11 protein-coding genes are annotated in these 18,596 nt (G+C 39.2%); 10 read left to right on the top strand and 1 reads right to left on the bottom strand.

The window, feature by feature from the left end:
- The first annotated feature begins 156 nt into the window (after window positions 1–156).
- The 8 genes from C3B55_RS03335 to C3B55_RS03300 all read left to right on the top strand — a co-directional run bounded on the left by C3B55_RS03335 (window position 157) and on the right by C3B55_RS03300 (window position 11,017).
- The gene (locus tag C3B55_RS03335) at window positions 157–1,794 is read left to right on the top strand and encodes a CTP synthase (protein ID WP_129211454.1); all 1,638 of its coding nucleotides are present in this window, start codon (window positions 157–159) and stop codon (window positions 1,792–1,794) included.
- Window positions 1,794–2,639, top strand: a complete 846-nt coding sequence (kdsA, locus tag C3B55_RS03330; RefSeq protein WP_129211452.1) for a 3-deoxy-8-phosphooctulonate synthase — start codon at window positions 1,794–1,796, stop codon at window positions 2,637–2,639. Before C3B55_RS03335 ends, kdsA begins: the two co-directional genes overlap by 1 nt.
- Before the next feature lie 165 nt (window positions 2,640–2,804).
- The gene (gene eno / locus C3B55_RS03325; RefSeq protein WP_129211450.1) at window positions 2,805–4,088 is read left to right on the top strand and encodes a phosphopyruvate hydratase; all 1,284 of its coding nucleotides are present in this window, start codon (window positions 2,805–2,807) and stop codon (window positions 4,086–4,088) included.
- A gap of 98 nt (window positions 4,089–4,186) precedes the next feature.
- A complete protein-coding gene (locus tag C3B55_RS03320; protein ID WP_129211448.1) occupies window positions 4,187–4,465 on the top strand; it encodes a septum formation initiator family protein in 279 nt (92 codons plus the stop codon).
- A complete protein-coding gene (gene ispD / locus C3B55_RS03315) occupies window positions 4,462–5,169 on the top strand; it encodes a 2-C-methyl-D-erythritol 4-phosphate cytidylyltransferase (protein WP_129211446.1) in 708 nt (235 codons plus the stop codon). The genes C3B55_RS03320 and ispD overlap by 4 nt, the downstream gene beginning before the upstream one ends.
- 2,165 nt (window positions 5,170–7,334) lie before the next feature.
- Entirely contained in the window at window positions 7,335–7,811 is a 477-nt protein-coding gene (gene ispF, locus C3B55_RS03310) for a 2-C-methyl-D-erythritol 2,4-cyclodiphosphate synthase (RefSeq protein ID WP_129211444.1), read from the top strand.
- Window positions 7,812–8,529: 718 nt separating this feature from the next.
- Entirely contained in the window at window positions 8,530–9,291 is a 762-nt protein-coding gene (surE, locus tag C3B55_RS03305; RefSeq protein ID WP_129211442.1) for a 5'/3'-nucleotidase SurE, read from the top strand.
- Window positions 9,292–10,198: 907 nt separating this feature from the next.
- Window positions 10,199–11,017: a peptidoglycan DD-metalloendopeptidase family protein gene (locus C3B55_RS03300; RefSeq protein ID WP_129211440.1), complete on the top strand. Its 819-nt coding sequence runs from the start codon at window positions 10,199–10,201 to the stop codon at window positions 11,015–11,017.
- A gap of 1,138 nt (window positions 11,018–12,155) precedes the next feature.
- On the opposite strand, the gene C3B55_RS03295 is transcribed toward C3B55_RS03300, so the two are convergent.
- Window positions 12,156–12,365, bottom strand: coding sequence for a cold-shock protein (locus tag C3B55_RS03295; RefSeq protein ID WP_002554837.1), 210 nt, complete (start codon window positions 12,363–12,365; stop codon window positions 12,156–12,158).
- A gap of 398 nt (window positions 12,366–12,763) precedes the next feature.
- Between C3B55_RS03295 and dcd the strand changes: the two genes are divergently transcribed.
- Window positions 12,764–13,330, top strand: a complete 567-nt coding sequence (dcd, locus tag C3B55_RS03290) for a dCTP deaminase (RefSeq protein ID WP_129211438.1) — start codon at window positions 12,764–12,766, stop codon at window positions 13,328–13,330.
- Window positions 13,331–15,455: 2,125 nt separating this feature from the next.
- A complete protein-coding gene (gene pdxH / locus C3B55_RS03285) occupies window positions 15,456–16,103 on the top strand; it encodes a pyridoxamine 5'-phosphate oxidase (RefSeq protein WP_129211436.1) in 648 nt (215 codons plus the stop codon).
- Window positions 16,104–18,596 lie beyond the last annotated feature (2,493 nt).

The following is an 18,596-nucleotide window of genomic DNA, read 5'->3' as shown; positions in this document are numbered from 1 at the left end:
TCGATGTGCTGGTGCTTTTTTAATCGCTCATCATAACGCAACGGTTTTTTTTGAGAGGTGCGCTATGATTAATGCAGGTTTGATCAGAAGCCTTGGTTCTTATTCGCTTTTCCTGGCGGTCTCAGACTTTTTTAACGTATATTTCTAGGGTTTTTCATGACGCGCTACATATTCGTTACGGGTGGTGTTGTTTCTTCATTAGGTAAAGGTATTGCTTCTGCTTCATTGGGAGCAATCCTGGAGGCACGTGGACTTAAGGTCACCATGCTTAAGCTAGATCCGTATATAAATGTTGATCCTGGCACTATGAGTCCGTTCCAGCACGGTGAAGTCTTTGTCACTCACGACGGTGCTGAAACCGATTTAGACCTAGGTCACTATGAGCGGTTCATCCGTACAACAATGACACAGCACAATAATTTTACTACAGGTCGTGTCTACGAGCATGTTTTGCGCAAAGAGCGCCATGGTGACTACCTAGGTGCAACTATTCAGGTGATCCCGCACATTACCGATGAAATTAAGCGTCGCATTATTAAGGGTGCAGGTGATGCTGATATAGCGATGGTTGAGATTGGTGGCACCGTAGGTGATATTGAATCCCAGCCGTTTCTTGAAGCTATTCGTCAGTTGCGTTTTGAAGTCGGCGCCAAGCGTGCGATGCTGATGCACCTAACGCTCGTGCCTTACATTGCTGCTACTGGCGAAACTAAAACTAAGCCAACCCAGCACTCAGTAAAAGAGCTACGTGCTATTGGCCAGCAGCCAGACGTGCTAGTGTGTCGCTCTGATCACTCGATCGACATAATCTCTCGCCGTAAGATTGCACAGTTTACTAATGTTGAAGAACGAGCAGTCATTGCTCTAGAAGACGTTGATACTATTTATAAGATCCCTGGCATTCTGCATTCTCAAGGACTAGATGATTTTGTGGTTGAGCGTTTTGGTTTACATTGCAATAATGCTGATCTATCCGAGTGGGAAATAGTAGTTGACGCTAAGCTCAATCCTGAGCATGAAGTCACCATCGCTATAGTCGGTAAATACATGGAATTACTAGACGCGTATAGATCGTTGATTGAAGCAATGAGCCACGCTGGTATCAGCAACCTGACTAAGGTTAACCTGCGTTATATAGATTCAGCAGATATCGAGAATTATGGTCGCACGCTGCTCGAAGGCGTTGACGCGATTCTCGTGCCTGGCGGTTTTGGTCTGCGCGGTGTGGAAGGCAAGATCACCGCTGTTCAATATGCCCGTGAAAATAAAATACCATACCTAGGTATTTGCCTGGGCATGCAATTGGCCGTTATTGAGTTTGCCCGTAACATGCTGGGTTGGAAAGACGCTAACTCAACTGAGTTTGATCATACCTGCGGTTATCCGGTCGTAGGCTTAATCACTGAGTGGGAAGATGCTAATGGTGCCGTCAAGACTCATATCGAAAGTTCAGATCTGGGCGGAACTATGCGCCTTGGTGCACAAGATTGCCTGTTAGAGCCTGGTTCGCTAGTTTACGACTGCTATGGTAAGGGGGTAATTGTCGAGCGTCACCGTCACCGCTATGAAGTAAACAATAACCTGTTACCGCAAATAAAAAAAGCCGGTTTAAAAATTTCCGGTTTTTCAGGTGATGGTAAGCTAGTTGAAGTAGTTGAAGCGCCATCTCATCCATGGTTTATAGCTTGTCAGTTCCATCCAGAGTTTACCTCAACTCCACGCGACGGTCACCCATTGTTTAGTGCTTTTGTTAAAGCAGCATTGACGCAACATAAAAAGCAGGCACAAACCTAATGGTCCAGAAAATCATTCGTGTTGGCGATATAGAGATCGCCAACGACAAGTCAATAGTATTATTCGGCGGTATAAATGTATTAGAAAGTGGCGATATGGCTATGCATGTCTGCGAAGAGTACATTAAGGTTACCCAGAAATTAAATATTCCTTACGTGTTCAAGGCTAGTTTCGACAAGGCAAATCGCTCTTCTATAACCTCCTATCGCGGCCCAGGTCTTGAAGAAGGTATGCGAATTTTTCAGAATATTAAGCAAGCTTTCGGTGTGCCAATCATTACTGATGTCCATGAGCCTTGGCAGGCTGCAGTGGTAGCCGAGATGTGCGATATAATCCAATTGCCAGCATTCTTGTCGCGCCAGACTGATCTTGTAGTCGCGATGGCTAAGACAGGTGCTGTGATTAATATTAAAAAAGCCCAGTTCCTCGCGCCACATGAAATTAAACATATTCTGAATAAATTTGTGGAGGCTGGCAATGATCAGTTAATCTTCTGCGAGCGTGGTTCGAGTTTTGGCTATAACAACCTTGTGGTGGATATGCTCAGTTTTGGTATTATGAAACAATTCCAATATCCGGTATTTTTTGACGTTACTCATGCGTTGCAAATGCCTGGTAGTCGTATTAATTCTGCTGGTGGGCGTCGTGCACAAGTCTTAGATCTTGCTAAAGCTGGCATCAGTCAGTCGCTAGCTGGCTTATTTTTAGAAGCCCACCCAGATCCGGACAACGCCAAATGCGACGGCCCATGCGCTCTGCGTCTAGACAATTTAGAGCCATTCTTAGCCCAGTTAAAGCATTTAGACGCACTAATCAAGAGTTTTCCTGCTATAGAGACTTTGTAAGCAGTGTTTCTCCTGTTACGTATCCTACGTAAAATGCTTAGCTCTATTTCTCTGGTCCTGGTTGTGATGCCTACAAGGTGGTCTTGTTATCGCTGTTATACTATAGACGGTTTAAAGATTTCTTTAAAATACGTCATTTTCGTCAACTTTAGAGTGTTTACAGTAATGGCAAAAATCATCGACATTAAAGGTCGTGAAGTTCTTGATTCCCGTGGTAATCCCACTGTTGAAGCCGATGTGCTTCTCGACAACGGTATCATCAGAAGCGCTTGTGTACCATCTGGCACTTCTACCGGTTCGCGTGAAGCGTTGGAGCTGCGTGATGGTGATAAGAGCCGTTATCTAGGCAAAGGTGTACTTAAAGCGGTATCTAACATTAATGGCCCGATCTGTGATTTATTGCTGGGTAATGATCCGCTAGACCAAAAATCCATAGACTACGCTATGATAAAGCTCGACGGCACAGAAAACAAAAGCTGCCTAGGCGCTAATGCTATTCTCGCTGTGTCCTTGGCTGTTGCCAAGGCAGCTTCTCATGGAATGCCACTATACGCATACATAGCTAATCTAAATGGTACTCCAGGCTTTTACTCTATGCCAGTTCCGATGATGAACATCATTAATGGTGGTAAGCACGCTGACAATAACGTCGATATTCAGGAATTTATGGTGCAACCAATTGGCGCCAAGACTTTTTCTGATGGTTTGCGCATAGGAACCGAGATTTTCCATAATCTGAAAGTTGTATTGCAATCTTATGGTCTAAGTACTGCAGTAGGTGATGAAGGTGGTTTCGTACCAAGCTTGGCGTCTAACGAAGATGCACTTAAAATGATCTCCGAAGCAGTAGTTAACGCTGGTTACAAACTAGGGACTGATGTAACTATGTCCATAGATTGCGCGGCTAGTGAATTTTACGAGAATGGTACATACCACCTGTTCAGTGAAGGTTACACATTCACCTCAGATGGTTTTTCTGATTATCTGAAAGATCTAACCGAACGTTATCCTATCATCTCAATCGAAGATGGTTTAGATGAATCTGATTGGGTTGGTTGGAAAGTACTTACCGATAAGATAGGCGAGAAAGTCCAACTAGTAGGCGATGATTTATTCGTGACCAATACTAAGATCCTGAAAGAAGGCATCGATAAGAAGATCGCAAACTCAATTTTAATCAAGCTCAATCAGGTTGGTACTTTAACCGAAACCCTGGAAGCTATTCAGATGGCTAAGGTTGCTGGCTACACCGTTGTAATCTCGCATCGTTCCGGCGAAACTGAAGATTCAACCATTGCTGATCTAGCTGTTGGAACTGCGGCTGGCCAGATTAAGACTGGCTCTTTATGTCGGTCTGATCGCGTGTCTAAGTATAACCAATTGCTTCGAATCGAAGAGCAACTGGCAGGTAATGTTCAATACAACGGTCGGAGCGAGTTTCACGGTTAATGTAAGCTTTTAAGTACAAATCTGATTTTTTGTATAGTTATGTCATTCGTTGTTGTAAAGGCTTTGTGTAAATATTTTTACTGGATACTCAAATTTCGATGCGTACTCCAAATTGGTTATTTCTAGTTTTATTTTTGTTACTGATTAATCTTCAGTATCGCTTATGGGTAGGTAATGGTATTTACGCGCAGATGAAAGAACTGACTCAGCAAATTGCTAGTCAGCATGCTGAAAACGAACGCCTATTAGAAAGTAATCGCATCCTTGACGCCGAAGTGCTTGAGCTAAAACAAGGTACAGAGACAATTGAAGAGCTGGCCCATCATGAGTTAGGTATGGTGAAAAATGGCGAAACCCTCTACCAGTTGGCCGAATGAATAAGCCTTTACCAGACTTCTGGGCCGTGATTCCTGCTGCCGGTTTTGGTATCCGTATGGCTGCGGACCGCCCTAAGCAATACTTGCAACTTGGTGAGCGCACCATTCTCGAACATAGTCTCGAATGTTTTCTTGACCATCCAGGTCTTAAGGGGCTAGTGATCAGTTTAGCTGTAGATGATCCATATTGGCAAAATTTGCCTTGCGCTAATGATCTGCGCATTCTACGTACGGCTGGTGGCGTAGAGCGCTCTGGTTCAGTGCTTAATGCGCTATTACAACTCAATGCTCTGGGCGTTAGTGACGACAACTGGGTACTAGTGCACGATGCTGTGCGGCCTAATTTAAGTCGTGACGACCTCAACAAGTTACTAGCTCAGTTAGCAAATGATCCAGTTGGTGGTTTTTTGGCAGTACCGGCTCGTGATACGCTTAAACGCGTTGATAAATATGGCCGAGTAATTGAGACATTAGATCGCAGTCTGATCTGGCAGGCCTATACACCGCAGATGTTTCGCCTGGGTGCTTTGTGTCGTGCCTTGACCAACTGCCTAGTATCAGGCGTATTAATTAGCGATGAAGCCTCGGCAATAGAATGGTCAGGTCAGGCGCAGCGCTTGATTGAAGGGCGCTCAGACAATATTAAAGTTACCCGACCAGAAGACTTGGATTGGCTTAGGTTGTGCTTAGCTAACCGCGGATAGTTAGCAATGTAGAGTTTAACTAATTAATTGGTAGGCCAGCTGTAGATTTTTCAGTATAATGTGTTATAGGGAGGTTAAATTTACTATAGATAAGGTTTGTATAAACAATTAAGAGTGAGCTGCTATGCTCTAGTTATTGAAACTAGGCTTTTGCAAAATACTTAATAGCTCGCGCAACTTTGGCGAAAGAAATACTTCTGCCTGCTTCTATAGTGCTATCAATCGGAGTACTATACAGCTGTAGCCACTACAGCAACGCCACTGGCTTTTCACCGAGCTAAATTGCTCCGACTATATTCTTAATCTGGCAATAAGTATACTCTTACGTCTTGCATGGCGGTATCTGGCATCGCCCGCTAATTTATCGGAGCGTTAGTTTCGCAGTACCTCTATAAAAAACTTTTTCGCTCTTTTTTAGCCAATCATCCAATATCTGAGCTGCTGATTATGGAGTTATGCGGATTGAATTTTTAATTCACTAATTACACTAGACTATTTATAGTAAGTGAAAATAGTGATGCGCACAGATGCATGTGTAGCAATGTTAGGCGACTATCTAACCGTGCGCCAGTCGTGTACGAAGACCATAAGTAACTTATGGTAAGGCTTTAATAACCATGCCAATAAATATGCTTAAAACTAGCAATTAGTTCGCTCAATATCCATGCATAATTGCAGATAAAACCACATAAATTGCACGACTAACGGTATGATAATTTTTTTGCGAGTGTACTCTATGCAAATTATTCACGCTTCCATTGCTACTCATAAGAATTCTTTGTAGCTATCCAATATAGAGTAATAATGTCTTACTTTTGCCTAGACTATTTATTACTGAGCCATGCTTTATAATCACTGTCTCAGATTGTTGCTCTATAGAAAAAATAGCATGATTCAGTCCTCTGCAGCTCTAACTATTCAGAACAAAAGTCTTTTAAGATTTCTAAAGCTGATGTCGTCATGCTAAAGATGAGTGAGCCGCTGTTGTATGTGGTTGCCTTTAGCAGTATAACAATACTTTTATTATAAATTGTCTAACATTGACTTAAAAGTACTCTATTCTGTCTTTAGTTATGAAATTTGTGTTACTATTTAAGAGATTGTTTATACTATAATTATCCATCTGAGCAACTGTAGTGTGCATTTATCTTTTGATTACACTTGTTCAGTATAACTGATGTGTGCAACGCTCGCATATTGTCGTAAAATTTGTGGCTAGCTAGTAATCATCAGTGTTTTTGGTTCTGGTCAAGATATGACCACTATTTATTCAGGTTAGTCATTATAAGCGTCGAGCGCAGTTCAGCGCTTAGCAAAATAAGCGGTAGTACTAAACTGTTCTGCTAGCTTGTAAAATAGCTAAAACTAACGTTAATCCTGCTAGATACTTTAATTGATCAGTACCATTGGCTTAGCAGTTTTTAATAAAGCTATTAGTGTTATATACAAGCAAGAATATTCATACCGTCATCTACTTTTGATATTGCCTATAAAACTAAAACATTTATCGCGCCTTAAAGATTTTTATTAGTTGATATAAATACTATCAGTATTATTCTAATGTGCTGGTTTGTGGTATAATTTTTAGTGTTTTCTTGCTATTGAAAATAGAGTAAACAGTAAGTTACAAGTGTTATATTTAATTCTTGAAAGCTTAAAGCGGAAGTCCTTCGCTTAGTGCATGGCTGTTGAATTATATTTGACTTTAGTGACATGCAATACTAAACTACGTTAGTTGCGTTTACACGTGTGTAGCAGCAAAAAATACACGTATTTTATCCTGATACGCCTGGTATTATACTTGAAAGTTATGAACAAATACTAGATAAAGAATTGTTGACATATATAATTGTGCAGTATATGCATTGCATTTAATTGAAGATTTTTTGTGGTTTTAGAAAAGCGCTAGATGACCTACTGCTCAAGGAATAAGTACAGTTTGTTGCAGTATGTATCTTTACAATATAACTCAGATAGATAGATCTAGTAGCAAGAGACCAAAGCGGCAATGCATTTGTTATGCTGCGCCTACTACCTAGCTATGACTATAGTTACTTTATGGCTAGTGTATCAAGGCTTTTGCTATATTACAATCAGGATTTGCTCGGTTTATATGAGGTTAAAGTAGTTAGAATATACCATATAAAGTATATTGGAGTATTCTAATGCGTATTGGTCATGGTTATGATGTACACTGTTTTGTTGAAGGCGATTTCATCACCGTAGGTGGTGTGCGTATTGCGCACCACCATGGGCTACTAGCTTGTTCTGACGGCGACATTATGTTGCATGCCTTGAGCGATGCTTTACTCGGCGCAGCTGCGTTAGGTGATATTGGTAAGTACTTTCCAGATACAGATCTTACCTGTAAAGGTTTAGATAGCCGTGTACTGTTACGTCACGTAGTTGACCTGATTCACGCTAATGGCTGGAAAGTTGGTAATGTAGATAATACTATTGTAGCCCAAGCACCTCAGATAGCTCAGCATATTGAGTCGATGCGTATATTGCTTGCTGCAGATCTACAAACTGAACTGCATCAAGTGAACGTGAAAGCTACCACTACTGAAAAGCTTGGGTTTACAGGACGTGAAGAAGGAATTGCGGCGCACTCTGTCGTTTTGTTGTTACACGCTGAATGATCTGCAACTAGGCTAATAGAATAATATACCATGCTATAGATTGTTAGGTATTAACAAGCTAGCGGTTTAGCATGTAATTTCTTGGCAAAACCTACTCGTGTATGAGTGGTGCAGAAACGGCACCTTTCAGACTATCTTGATTGCTAGCAAGAAGCGTCAGCTGCAACGCAGTGCAGCATTCAGCTAACAGTTTTGCCTTACTTGTGAAGTAGTTACCTACAATTGCTACCGCCCGTGCTAGCTGATAGTTGATGAGTTATATACAGTTTTTGAGCTACTAAAAACTAACGCTGTAGCCACAAACGGCAGTAATTGTAGTGAATACTGGTAAAGTATGTAGCACGTATCGTGGCTAATTTTTAGTAATATATCTAAGGTTAGTTATTTGTTAGTGTTGATCAGTGATTGCCATTTTCCAGTGCTTGATATTGAATATATGGGCTTATACTTGGCTATTCACTATTCAGTTATACGTTCCTATAAGCTTGAGTGAACGATTTCTGCTGGTGCACTATAGCTGCTTGAGTTTTAGTTAGTGAGCGCCTCTCTTAGCCAGGAAGAGAGCATCATACAACTGCCTATCGGCTATTTGCCGTAGTATGATGTTAGTCAATGCTCAACACTCTGTAATTAAAATTTCTTTTATTAGCTAGCTGTTCACTACTATATTAATGCTTAAGCTTATTGATCTAGTGCCGACAGGAATGACGAATAATCTATGCATATTTTAATATCAAATGATGATGGTGTAACTGCGCCAGGCCTTGCTGCACTTTATACTGCACTGCAGGATTATGCCGAGTGTGTGGTAGTTGCCCCTCACCAGGATAAGAGCGGCGCTAGTAGTTCAATGACGCTCAATCGTCCGTTGCGCTCGCAAGTTTTAGCTAATGGCTTTATTAGCGTGAACGGCACTCCTGTTGACTGCGTATACTTAGCAATCAATAGTTTATTAAATCAGGAGCCTGACCTGGTGGTATCTGGTATTAATCTAGGTGCTAATCTGGGTGATGACGTGCTGTATTCTGGTACCGTAGCGGCAGCCCTTGAAGGATGCATTTTAGGTCGTACTTCTTTTGCTTTTTCGTTTGCTTCAAGGCAATTAGAGAACCTCTCTACAGCAACGTATTTCGCGCGCAAACTAGTGGTGGCTTACGGTTCGTTGGACTTACCGCAGCACACAGTGCTTAACGTTAATATTCCTAATATGCCCCTCAATTATATTCGTGGTATACAGCTAACGCGCCTTGGCCATCGCTCTCGTGCTTTAGCGCCATTAAAAGTGGTTGACCAATATGGTAAAGAAGGTTACTGGATTGCTACAGCTGGTGATGCCAAAGACTGTAGCCCAGGCACTGACTTTTATGCAATAATGCAAGGTTATGTCTCTATTACCCCGTTACAGCTAGATCGTACCTTTAGTGATGCCTTTAGTTGTCTGGAGAGCTGGCTTAAGGGGGCTGCATTCAATGGTATGTGAAATAAAGATAGTTTGCTAAGCTACGGCATTGTATGACATTCTTGGTGTACTCTATAAGCTTTTCATTCAGCATACATATAATAGACTTTGTATGACACCGAGGCGTTAGAAGTCATCCGACATAATTTGCAGCACTTGTTTGTTTATGAGGTTATGGTTTATCGTGTCTATGAATATACAGTATTGTTGATTAGTTATAATTAAACCATTTCATAACCTGATATAGTAGTGCGCAGACTGAGCTACCGGCAGCTGGTTCTTTAGATATAATATTAGAGATAGGCGCTAGTTATGGTTACCATGCTGCTTTGTTGTCACAACTAGTGGATCAGGTGCTTTTTGTGGGAGCGCATTAAAATTCTGCAGAATCTCGTCAAGAATCGTCTATTAGAGCTAAACCTGCATAACGTGATGTTTCGCTAGAGCAATGGCTGAGATGTTTAAGTAAAGCACTAGCACCATATAACAGTATTACCATCACGCTGTCGCTGCCAATATGCTACAAGTGTTGTATGATTAAGCAACCCCATCTAGCTAGCGGTTAGTTATCTTGGCATGAGCTGGCAAAGTAGAGCAATTGATGCTCATAATTTGTGATAATAAAAGCTTTTAAGCGTATACCACAGGTGCTGTGCGCTCTGTTTTGCTGCCAAATAGTCTTATAAGGCCGATCATTTCTTCGCAAATAGTGAATCTTGTTGATGGTGGATATGTCTTATGGTTGAGCGTATTTAGTCAATCTGACTAAAAGCTAAATTTAAATATAATAAATTTATATTTTTGTCGTGTTTCGGCAAAAGCTAGTGTCTAGTTATGCTGTCTTTATATTTTAAGTCTGATACAGGCGTTTATATTTAATCATTGCAAGTGAAGCGGCGAATAAAGTCGCACAGGTCCTGCGTAGTTTATGAGTAAAATAAGTTTTCAGCGACTGATATTTGTTTTTGTATTGAGTTTCTTGTTGACAGGCTGTTTAAACCTTTCATCCAGTAATGCTCGGATTTTCGAGCGGAACAGTACTGGTGCAGTGCCGCAACAATCAACGATTGCTATCGAGCAATATATAGTGCGCAAAGGAGACACTATGTTTTCTATTGCCTTACGTTATGGATGGCATTACAAAGTGCTTGCAACTAGGAATAATATTCCTATCCCGTATACTATATATCCTGGTCAGACTATCTGTTTTAATAGATGCACTGGTTTGCCGTCTGCTACGGCAGTTGTGACAAAATCTGGAGATTCGGTTTTTTTTTCAAGTCAAAATACAATAATTACTAGATCTGCAGGCACCGCTAGTCATGCGTTTGCTAGTAAAATATCACCTGCGTTAGTAATTCCTGTAGGGTCTACACCAACTAACTGGAAATGGCCTTCAAGCGGGGTATTAATTAAAAAATTTTCTTCAAGTGGCAACTTAAATAAAGGTATTGATATAGCGGGATGTTTAGGGCAAGCTGTTTTTGCTGCGTCTGATGGAACAGTGGTTTACGCAGGGAGCGGTTTGCGTGGCTACGGTGAGTTAGTTATTATCAAACACAGCAATGCTTATGTCAGCGCTTATGGTCATAATCGCAAGTTATTTGTTCGTGAAGGACAGCAAGTCAAGATTGGACAGGCAATTGCTGAAATGGGATCAATTGGTACAAATCAAGTAAAACTGCACTTTGAGATTCGCCACCAAGGAAAGCCTGTAGATCCGCTGCAATTCTTGCCTCGTTGTTGATGTCGTTACACTGCTTGTTTGATTTTTGGAATATACTTTAAACTCATGCACTGCTAGAGCCAGAGGTGTATCTTCATACAAAATACTACAAAATAGATCTAAGCAAAAATGTTCTAGTTTAGAATAAAAAATAAAGTTTTCTTGCAATAAAGATATTTTCGAAAAAATCTACTTCAAACTGATCAATAGTCAGTTTAGATTTTTAGATCATCATAAAGCTAAGAACTCCACTGCGTTAGAGCAATATAATTATATCTACTACAGCGCAAATGGTGACTCAATGTAATGCAGTTGTATATTAGTTATATCAGCTGGTTCTTTACTTAACTAGCGAAAAGAGATTTATTTTGCTAGTCTTTTTTGCAAAAGAGCTATTTTGTATAGCATACCGCATGATTAGGAATAATTTATTACGGATAGTAGTAATAAGTAGCCTGATGTGACGTCAATCTTAGTCTCTGTAATTGCTGGCTGCAAGGCTAATCCAGGCTTTATCATGGCCATAGAAAAGCATAGAGTGTTTTGCGTTAGACTGATGCCGCATGATAAATTTACCGGACTATTGCTTGAAGACATTATTAATCTGTTGAAGAGGCAGGCAGATAATAGTCAAATGCATACTTATCATAATGAAGATAAGGCGAGTCTTTGTTATGATAAGTTCCTGTCGGATATCTTAAGATAAGAGGCGCTTTTTCTATAGATTTTTGTGAGCTATTGCAGGAAAATAATTGTTCATAAATCGTTAACCGGTGGCTAGTAGAGTTTACGGACAGGCAGCGTGAAATGTTAATTTAGTACTCGCGCTCTTCTGCAGCTACAATAAGCAGTACTCTGGAACCGTAAGTAAGTGTAGTTAGAGAGCAGTTTAATCCACTGAATTAGTGCAGCATGGACAAGAGAATGTGCTCAAGTATTTGAGCAAAATCTTTTGGACAGGAAAAATTTGTGAGTAAGCTTTTGTAGATACAACACAAGTTAGCTATCCAGCATGCTAGTAACTTTGATACACCATCAGTTACACCAATGTATTTTTATCGCAGGTAAGCCAGCTAACTATATTTTTATACTAGCCCAGACATTGCAGCAATAAAAAACCCGCCTTTTGATAGCGGGTTTTAATTTCACCTGGTATAGGTTAGATGACCTGCACCTCTTCGGCTTGCATTCCTTTCTGGCCACGTGTAGCTATGAAAGAAACCTGTTGGCCTTCTTTAAGGCTTTTGAAACCATCAGACTGAATAGCTTTGAAGTGAACGAACAGGTCGTCACCGGATTGCGGAGTGATAAAGCCAAAGCCTTTTTCATCATTGAACCATTTAACAGTACCAGTTTGGCGATTAGACATAGTATATCTCCTTGTACAAAGTTAACTGCGACTCAGAAAAAGCCCTGGCCGAGACTGAGTGCAAAGAGCAGGAAAAATTCTTAAAGATGGTTGGATCGAAATTCAACATATCGTGTAGATATTCTCAGTGACACAAGCAGCACAGTGACTCTATGTTAACCTTTTTTTTTAGATGTGCCAATGGTATTTTTAAGTGTTACTCTATTTTTATGACTTATAATGGTATTTACAGTTACCTGGCGCTATTAAAGCCGATTTTAGTGTCGTCGACTGAGGTTTTAGCATACATAACGCTTGTGAATAATCTATTATTCTATTTTAGCCTATGGGTGCAAACTTAGATAAGATATCTAACATAGGTATTTTACCTTACTATTAATTTTATCAGGATATTTACTATGAGTATTAAATCGGATAAGTGGATTCGCCGTATGGCGCAAGAACACGGTATGATTCAGCCGTTTGTTGAACAACAGGTTTACGGCAAAGGCGAAAATCGCATGATTTCTTACGGTGTTTCCAGTTATGGCTATGACGTGCGCTGTGCCAATGAATTTAAAGTATTCACCAATATTAATTCAGCGATTGTCGATCCAAAAAACTTTGATGAAAATAGCTTTGTCGACGTTAAGAACGATGTATGTATTATTCCGCCGAACTCATTCGCCTTAGCGTGCACTGTAGAATTTTTCCGTATCCCCCGCGATATGCTAATTATTTGCCTTGGTAAAAGTACCTACGCGCGTTGTGGCATCATTGTTAACGTGACTCCGCTAGAGCCAGAATGGGAAGGCCACGTCACGCTAGAGTTTTCTAACACTACTACATTGCCGGCGAAGATCTACGCGAATGAAGGTGTAGCACAGATGCTGTTTTTACAGTCCGACGAGGTCTGCGCAGTTTCTTACAGAGATCGTGCAGGCAAATATCAGGGCCAATGCGGCGTCACTCTCCCGCGTACTTGATTGAAAGATCTTATACGCCAAGGGAGTTAGTCTGTATGAAGTGACTATTATTTGGTTAATGCTTTCTTGTTGCGTTTAACATGCGCCTAGTCATCCTTAAAAATATTACATGAAGATCGACTTGCTAATCTTCAGCTAAGCTGCTCAGCTTAAACTAAATCAGATTAATGGTCTAGCTTGATCAGTGTAAACTGAACGCACTCAGCTAATAAGATTTATAAAAGATCTTAAAGTTGGAATATAAAATTTCTAATGATAAAACCTATACCTGAAACAGGTAGGCGCTATAGTATTCTTTATCAACGTACAGACTTTAGTCGCTGCTATTAAAGTCACTTGCTATCTACTGGCATGTAACTTTTAGTTTAATGTTGAGTGCATCATTTATACCAATATCAAAGCTTACTAAATTATCGTTAGCAATCTTGAATTTAAATGATACATATAGAAGAATTAATACTAAAGGTACAATTACTTATATTTATTGGCTTTAGTAATATGGATAGCCATGTATAGAGTTAGTGCAAAAGAAAAGATCAGTAAATGTTTATTTATTACGTAATCCATAAAAATAAATATATATATGTAGCAAGTGTAGAGCTATAACTAAGCTATATTAAATAAATCATATAGCAATTTTCTGCATTATGGTTTAGAAAAAAGCGTTCTATAAAGAAGAACAGCATAGTCCTGAGTATAGGAAATACCAGAAAGTAGCTATCAAAATTTAAGTACGCTATTTTAAGTTATACGTAGCCTAAATGCGAGCAGGCTTTCTTTCGTCTAGGTTTTATGTTTAGTTAACACATTCTATAACACTTCAATGATTGGTTTCTTTTACACTGTAATGATACAACTTCTGCTGCATTTTTAGCAACTTGCACTGCAAGTTAGTTCCTGCACTGCTAGAAATGGACATTTTCTCATCTCTAGCTTAAAAATTATATTTTAGTATTACACTGCAGACCAGGTCGAATTTCTTCAATGTAGTTTTATGTAAAATAGTATTAACTTAACGTATTTATTTTTAATGTTACCAGCTACTGCTGACATCAACATTAACCTGCCATTAGCCATTAATTCAGATAATTAGCTGTGTTTAGAATTATAACGTCAATCGATATACTAAAAGTATATTCAATAATAGTAAGATATCACAATGCGCTAGCTCGAATGGTGCGCAATACTGTTATATTCGGTTTTTAGCCGCTCAAAGTTACTCAAATTTTATCTTAATACTTTAAGTGTACTTTGGTTTGGTGAAATATTTGCTTAGTATCGTAAGGTTTAGGGTGACTATCTAGCAGCCTCCTGCACCAGGTAATACAGTAGACAAAAATGGCGCGGCAATCGAGGCCTGTCTGGCAAGTTATTAGTAATGTTTATAGTCTTACCTTGATGGTTGGTTTATAAAGTCAAGGTTATGCGTAAGAGGTAGAAGCTCTATCTGACTAGCATATAGCCAGCCCTAGCCAATTATCCGTTTAGCTTGACTAAAATCAATACTCATGCATAGCACTAAAGTTTTATGTGGTCGTACATTTTGTCCTAAGCTATATAGCGCCTGGTTTAAGGTATTAAAGTCGTCGCCATCTTAAACGAGCTGTAAATCATTTAGTCTGTAGCGGTTCCCCAGTTGGCAGTATGTAGTTTATCCATACTTCATTTATGATTTTTACTCAACTGATATGGTATTGCGCATTACTACATCAAGGTTGCTAGCGAGGATTATCAGATTAGGATATTTAGTTGGCTTCAACCTATTTATCAAAATCTATTTAAGTTTGGGCTGCATATCAGATTAATCATAAATGACTAATGTTGCATGTAATCTTAGTTTGTATATATTTAGATATACTAACGCTGACATTTACTATCAGCTATTAATGGTTGCATCAATGATATTAAGCTTAATAATTACATGTAAATTATGCTCGCTCAGCGACTAACTATGCTAGTGATGCTAAGTAGAATATTGGTTACTAAAGTTGGCATTATGTAGGCGGCGTCTGGATCTAACTACGAAAAAATGTAGTCATAGCTAAAGGTTGCGCTAAAAGTTAATACATTAGCACAAAATGATCAGGTGAAACACCTATCTCTTGAGATAGAAGGATAAAACTGCATGACTAAGATACTGTCAGATATGCGTCGTGATTATACACGGTACAGTTTAAGCGAAGCCCAAGCCTCTGCTGAGCCGTTTGCGTTGTTTTACCAATGGTTTAGCGATGCGATGCAAACCGAGCAGTCACCAATGGAAATCAATGCAATGACTTTATCTACGGTAGACCATGAAGGTCGACCACATTGTCGCATCCTGCTTCTAAAGGGCTTAGATGCTCATGGTTTTATATTTTTTACTAACTATGAGAGTGCCAAAGGCAAACAACTTGCAGCCTGGCCTTTTGCGGCTATGACTTTTTTTTGGCCAACCCTGGAGCGCCAAGTACGTATCGAGGGGCTGGCGTCTAAGGTTACGCCTGAAGAGTCAGATGCTTATTATGAAGTCCGTCCATTAGGTAGTCGTCTAGGAGCTTGGGCATCGCCGCAAAGCGAAGTTGTTTGTGATCGTGAAGAGCTGCAAGGCTTACTCAATGCAACTAAACAGCGTTTCAGTCATACTCAACCAGACCGTCCTACGTATTGGGGTGGCTATCGTTTATTGCCTGAGCGTATAGAGTTTTGGCAAGGACGTGCTAGCCGTCTGCATGACCGCTTGAATTATCGCCTTAAAGCTGGCGAGTGGATTCGTGAGCGCTTGGCACCATGAGTTTAATTTATTCTTATGCATGAATGCTAATATCACGCTTTAGCATTTATGCAGAGGCTAAGATATTTTGTTGTTGCTAATTATAATTCAGAATGCTGTAAAATTTTTTAAAGTAAAGAACATTATTAATGTTTGTTAAATTTTTTAGTATAAGTAATTTGTACTGAGATTTATTTATAGTAAATTTTAGGATGCGTGTCGTAACAAATAGATAAGTTGTGATTTATAATAAATAACTGTTTTTTAAGTTTGATGTTATGAGTTAGTAAGTTTTACTTATTGCTTTTTACCATCATCTTATTCTTAATAAGAGGCTGTACCTTACATTTAACTAGCATATCGTACTTGTCTGATGAGACGTATCGTGTACGGATTGTGCATATAAGCACTACTAAATCCCTGTAATCTGTAAAACTAAAGTAACTGAGACCCAATCAGTTAGTACTGAACTATGCAGTGGTGAATAGTTGTTGGTAGTAGCAGAACTATTGATAGAAGTAATAGTAGCATTGACACCGACATTATCGGTTCTGTTGCCCGTGGTTTATTGAGTTTCGTCTCTAAAAAAGTTTAGCCACGTTTATAGTATAAAAAAATACTTTTACGAGAATGATAATAGCAGACGTATTTAGGTCTAGGTTATTGACCATAACCGACATTTTCCGTATCGATGTTAGCATATGGCACCTAACGTTTAATATTAAATGTTCTTTGGCTGCTATCAGAATAAGCAACATGAGCTTGTTTTTTTTGTTTTTTATATTGTAGCTCACGACAGCTCATGCATTAAACAGATACCTCAGCTACACAAGTCCTGTTATCATTTTGCTTGAAATGATTAATTTGACTATTAAAGCTGCTATATGCGCTGCAATTGGATTACTATGCACTAACTTGCTAAACGACTGTAGCGGTACTTTAAAAGAAGTGTAATCGCGAACAATCTTGATTTGCGCCATAATAGTCGCAAAATAAATAAAAGTAGATAAGAAATATAGATTGATTTTAATAATTTTATGTGATGACGGCATAGTACATAATTATTTATTACAATAAAATCTAACTAGCTGTGCATGAGTAGTAGGTTAAAACTAATCCGTTTTAACGACTGCAGTCAATGTCCAACATAGCTTACTATAACCAAACAACGTCTTGTGCTTCAAGATCTAGCATAAGCAGGTATACCTAGTTTGACTGTACTAAATTGCTTAGGTTTTAGTGTTGCGCATACCAACCTCAGCGCTATTGTCTCAATGATTCAAATTCTATATATATCCACTAGCAGAGCATCACTGGCATAAACGACGCTTTCATTAATATTGTGCAAGTTTGTTGCTTCCTGGCGCTGCATGTACGCATTGCAAGTAATATATTATAGCGCCGAGATACGTGTCTCTAGATATTGCCTAACATTGCATTGCGTAGTGAGTAATTTTTGATCTACATTTTAGCATGCTGACAAGGCTTGATAGATCGCCTCAATAGTCACATTAGGCAAGGCTGTATGTAATATTAGTTAAAGATATTTACTAGATTTATAAGATCATTTAAACAGCTGATAGATATAAGCACAACTACTGGCAATTTATTGCCAGTAGTTGTGCTGGTACCGCATATTTGTGATTATTAAGGATGTAAGGTGTCAATATTCAAGGCGTTCGCTATAACTAGATACTATCAATAAACTGGTCACTTCAGTGATCTTTCTTCAACGTAATGTTGACTAAAATGTTGGAGTTAGCGTTATGCGCATGATGCGCATACCAATTAATGTTGTTAATTGGTATGCAGTATAACTTAGATATGACTATAACACTATACCGCTAGTATGTATACAAAAGCTACAATCAAAGTTATTAAATCTAGCAGTAGTTTTTTGGTATGTTGCATAAGGTTGCAATTATTCTTGTCAAACTTTGCTACTATGAAACTATGGATATGGCTCTAGATTTTAATCCAACTATAAAGTTTATACTGCTAAAAAATCTAGGTATTGATTTACCTAACTGTATGTTAGAATAGGTAGTAGAGGTAGTTGCATGCTTTTTATTTAGCAGGCTACAGATGTCTTTGGTGCGTTAGCACACCTTATTGCCACGCTAAAAAGATGATTTAATTAAAGTGCATATGCACTAGCGACAGTCAGCTAAAATATTTGCAAGTGCGATAAAAATATAACAATATGCCATGCAACCAAACTTTAACAGTTACCTAACTAATTACTTTTTAGCCGATATTCTGCGCCTGATTTATTTTGCGATCACTAGCAAACTTGAACAGCACGTAGACTATGCCCTCACATTTAGATTTACGGTATATATGTTAAGCATAACTTCTACGATTTTTGTGATTAGCATAGTTGCGTTGAATAGTGAAACCAGTAAGTCATAACTAATGATGTCAAAGCGCTGCAAGATAGCAAGCGCCAGATTTTTCTGTATATCTGATAGATAAATTTGAACTCAATGATTTGTCATATGATAGGCTATAATA

Origin of the sequence: Candidatus Pseudomonas adelgestsugas, assembly GCF_004124255.1 — a bacterium.
In the GTDB taxonomy this organism is placed as follows: Bacteria; Pseudomonadota; Gammaproteobacteria; order Pseudomonadales; family Pseudomonadaceae; genus Aquipseudomonas; species Aquipseudomonas adelgestsugas.
The sequence above is the reverse complement of the archived record's forward strand: the minus strand, read 5'-3'. Positions and strand labels throughout refer to the sequence as shown.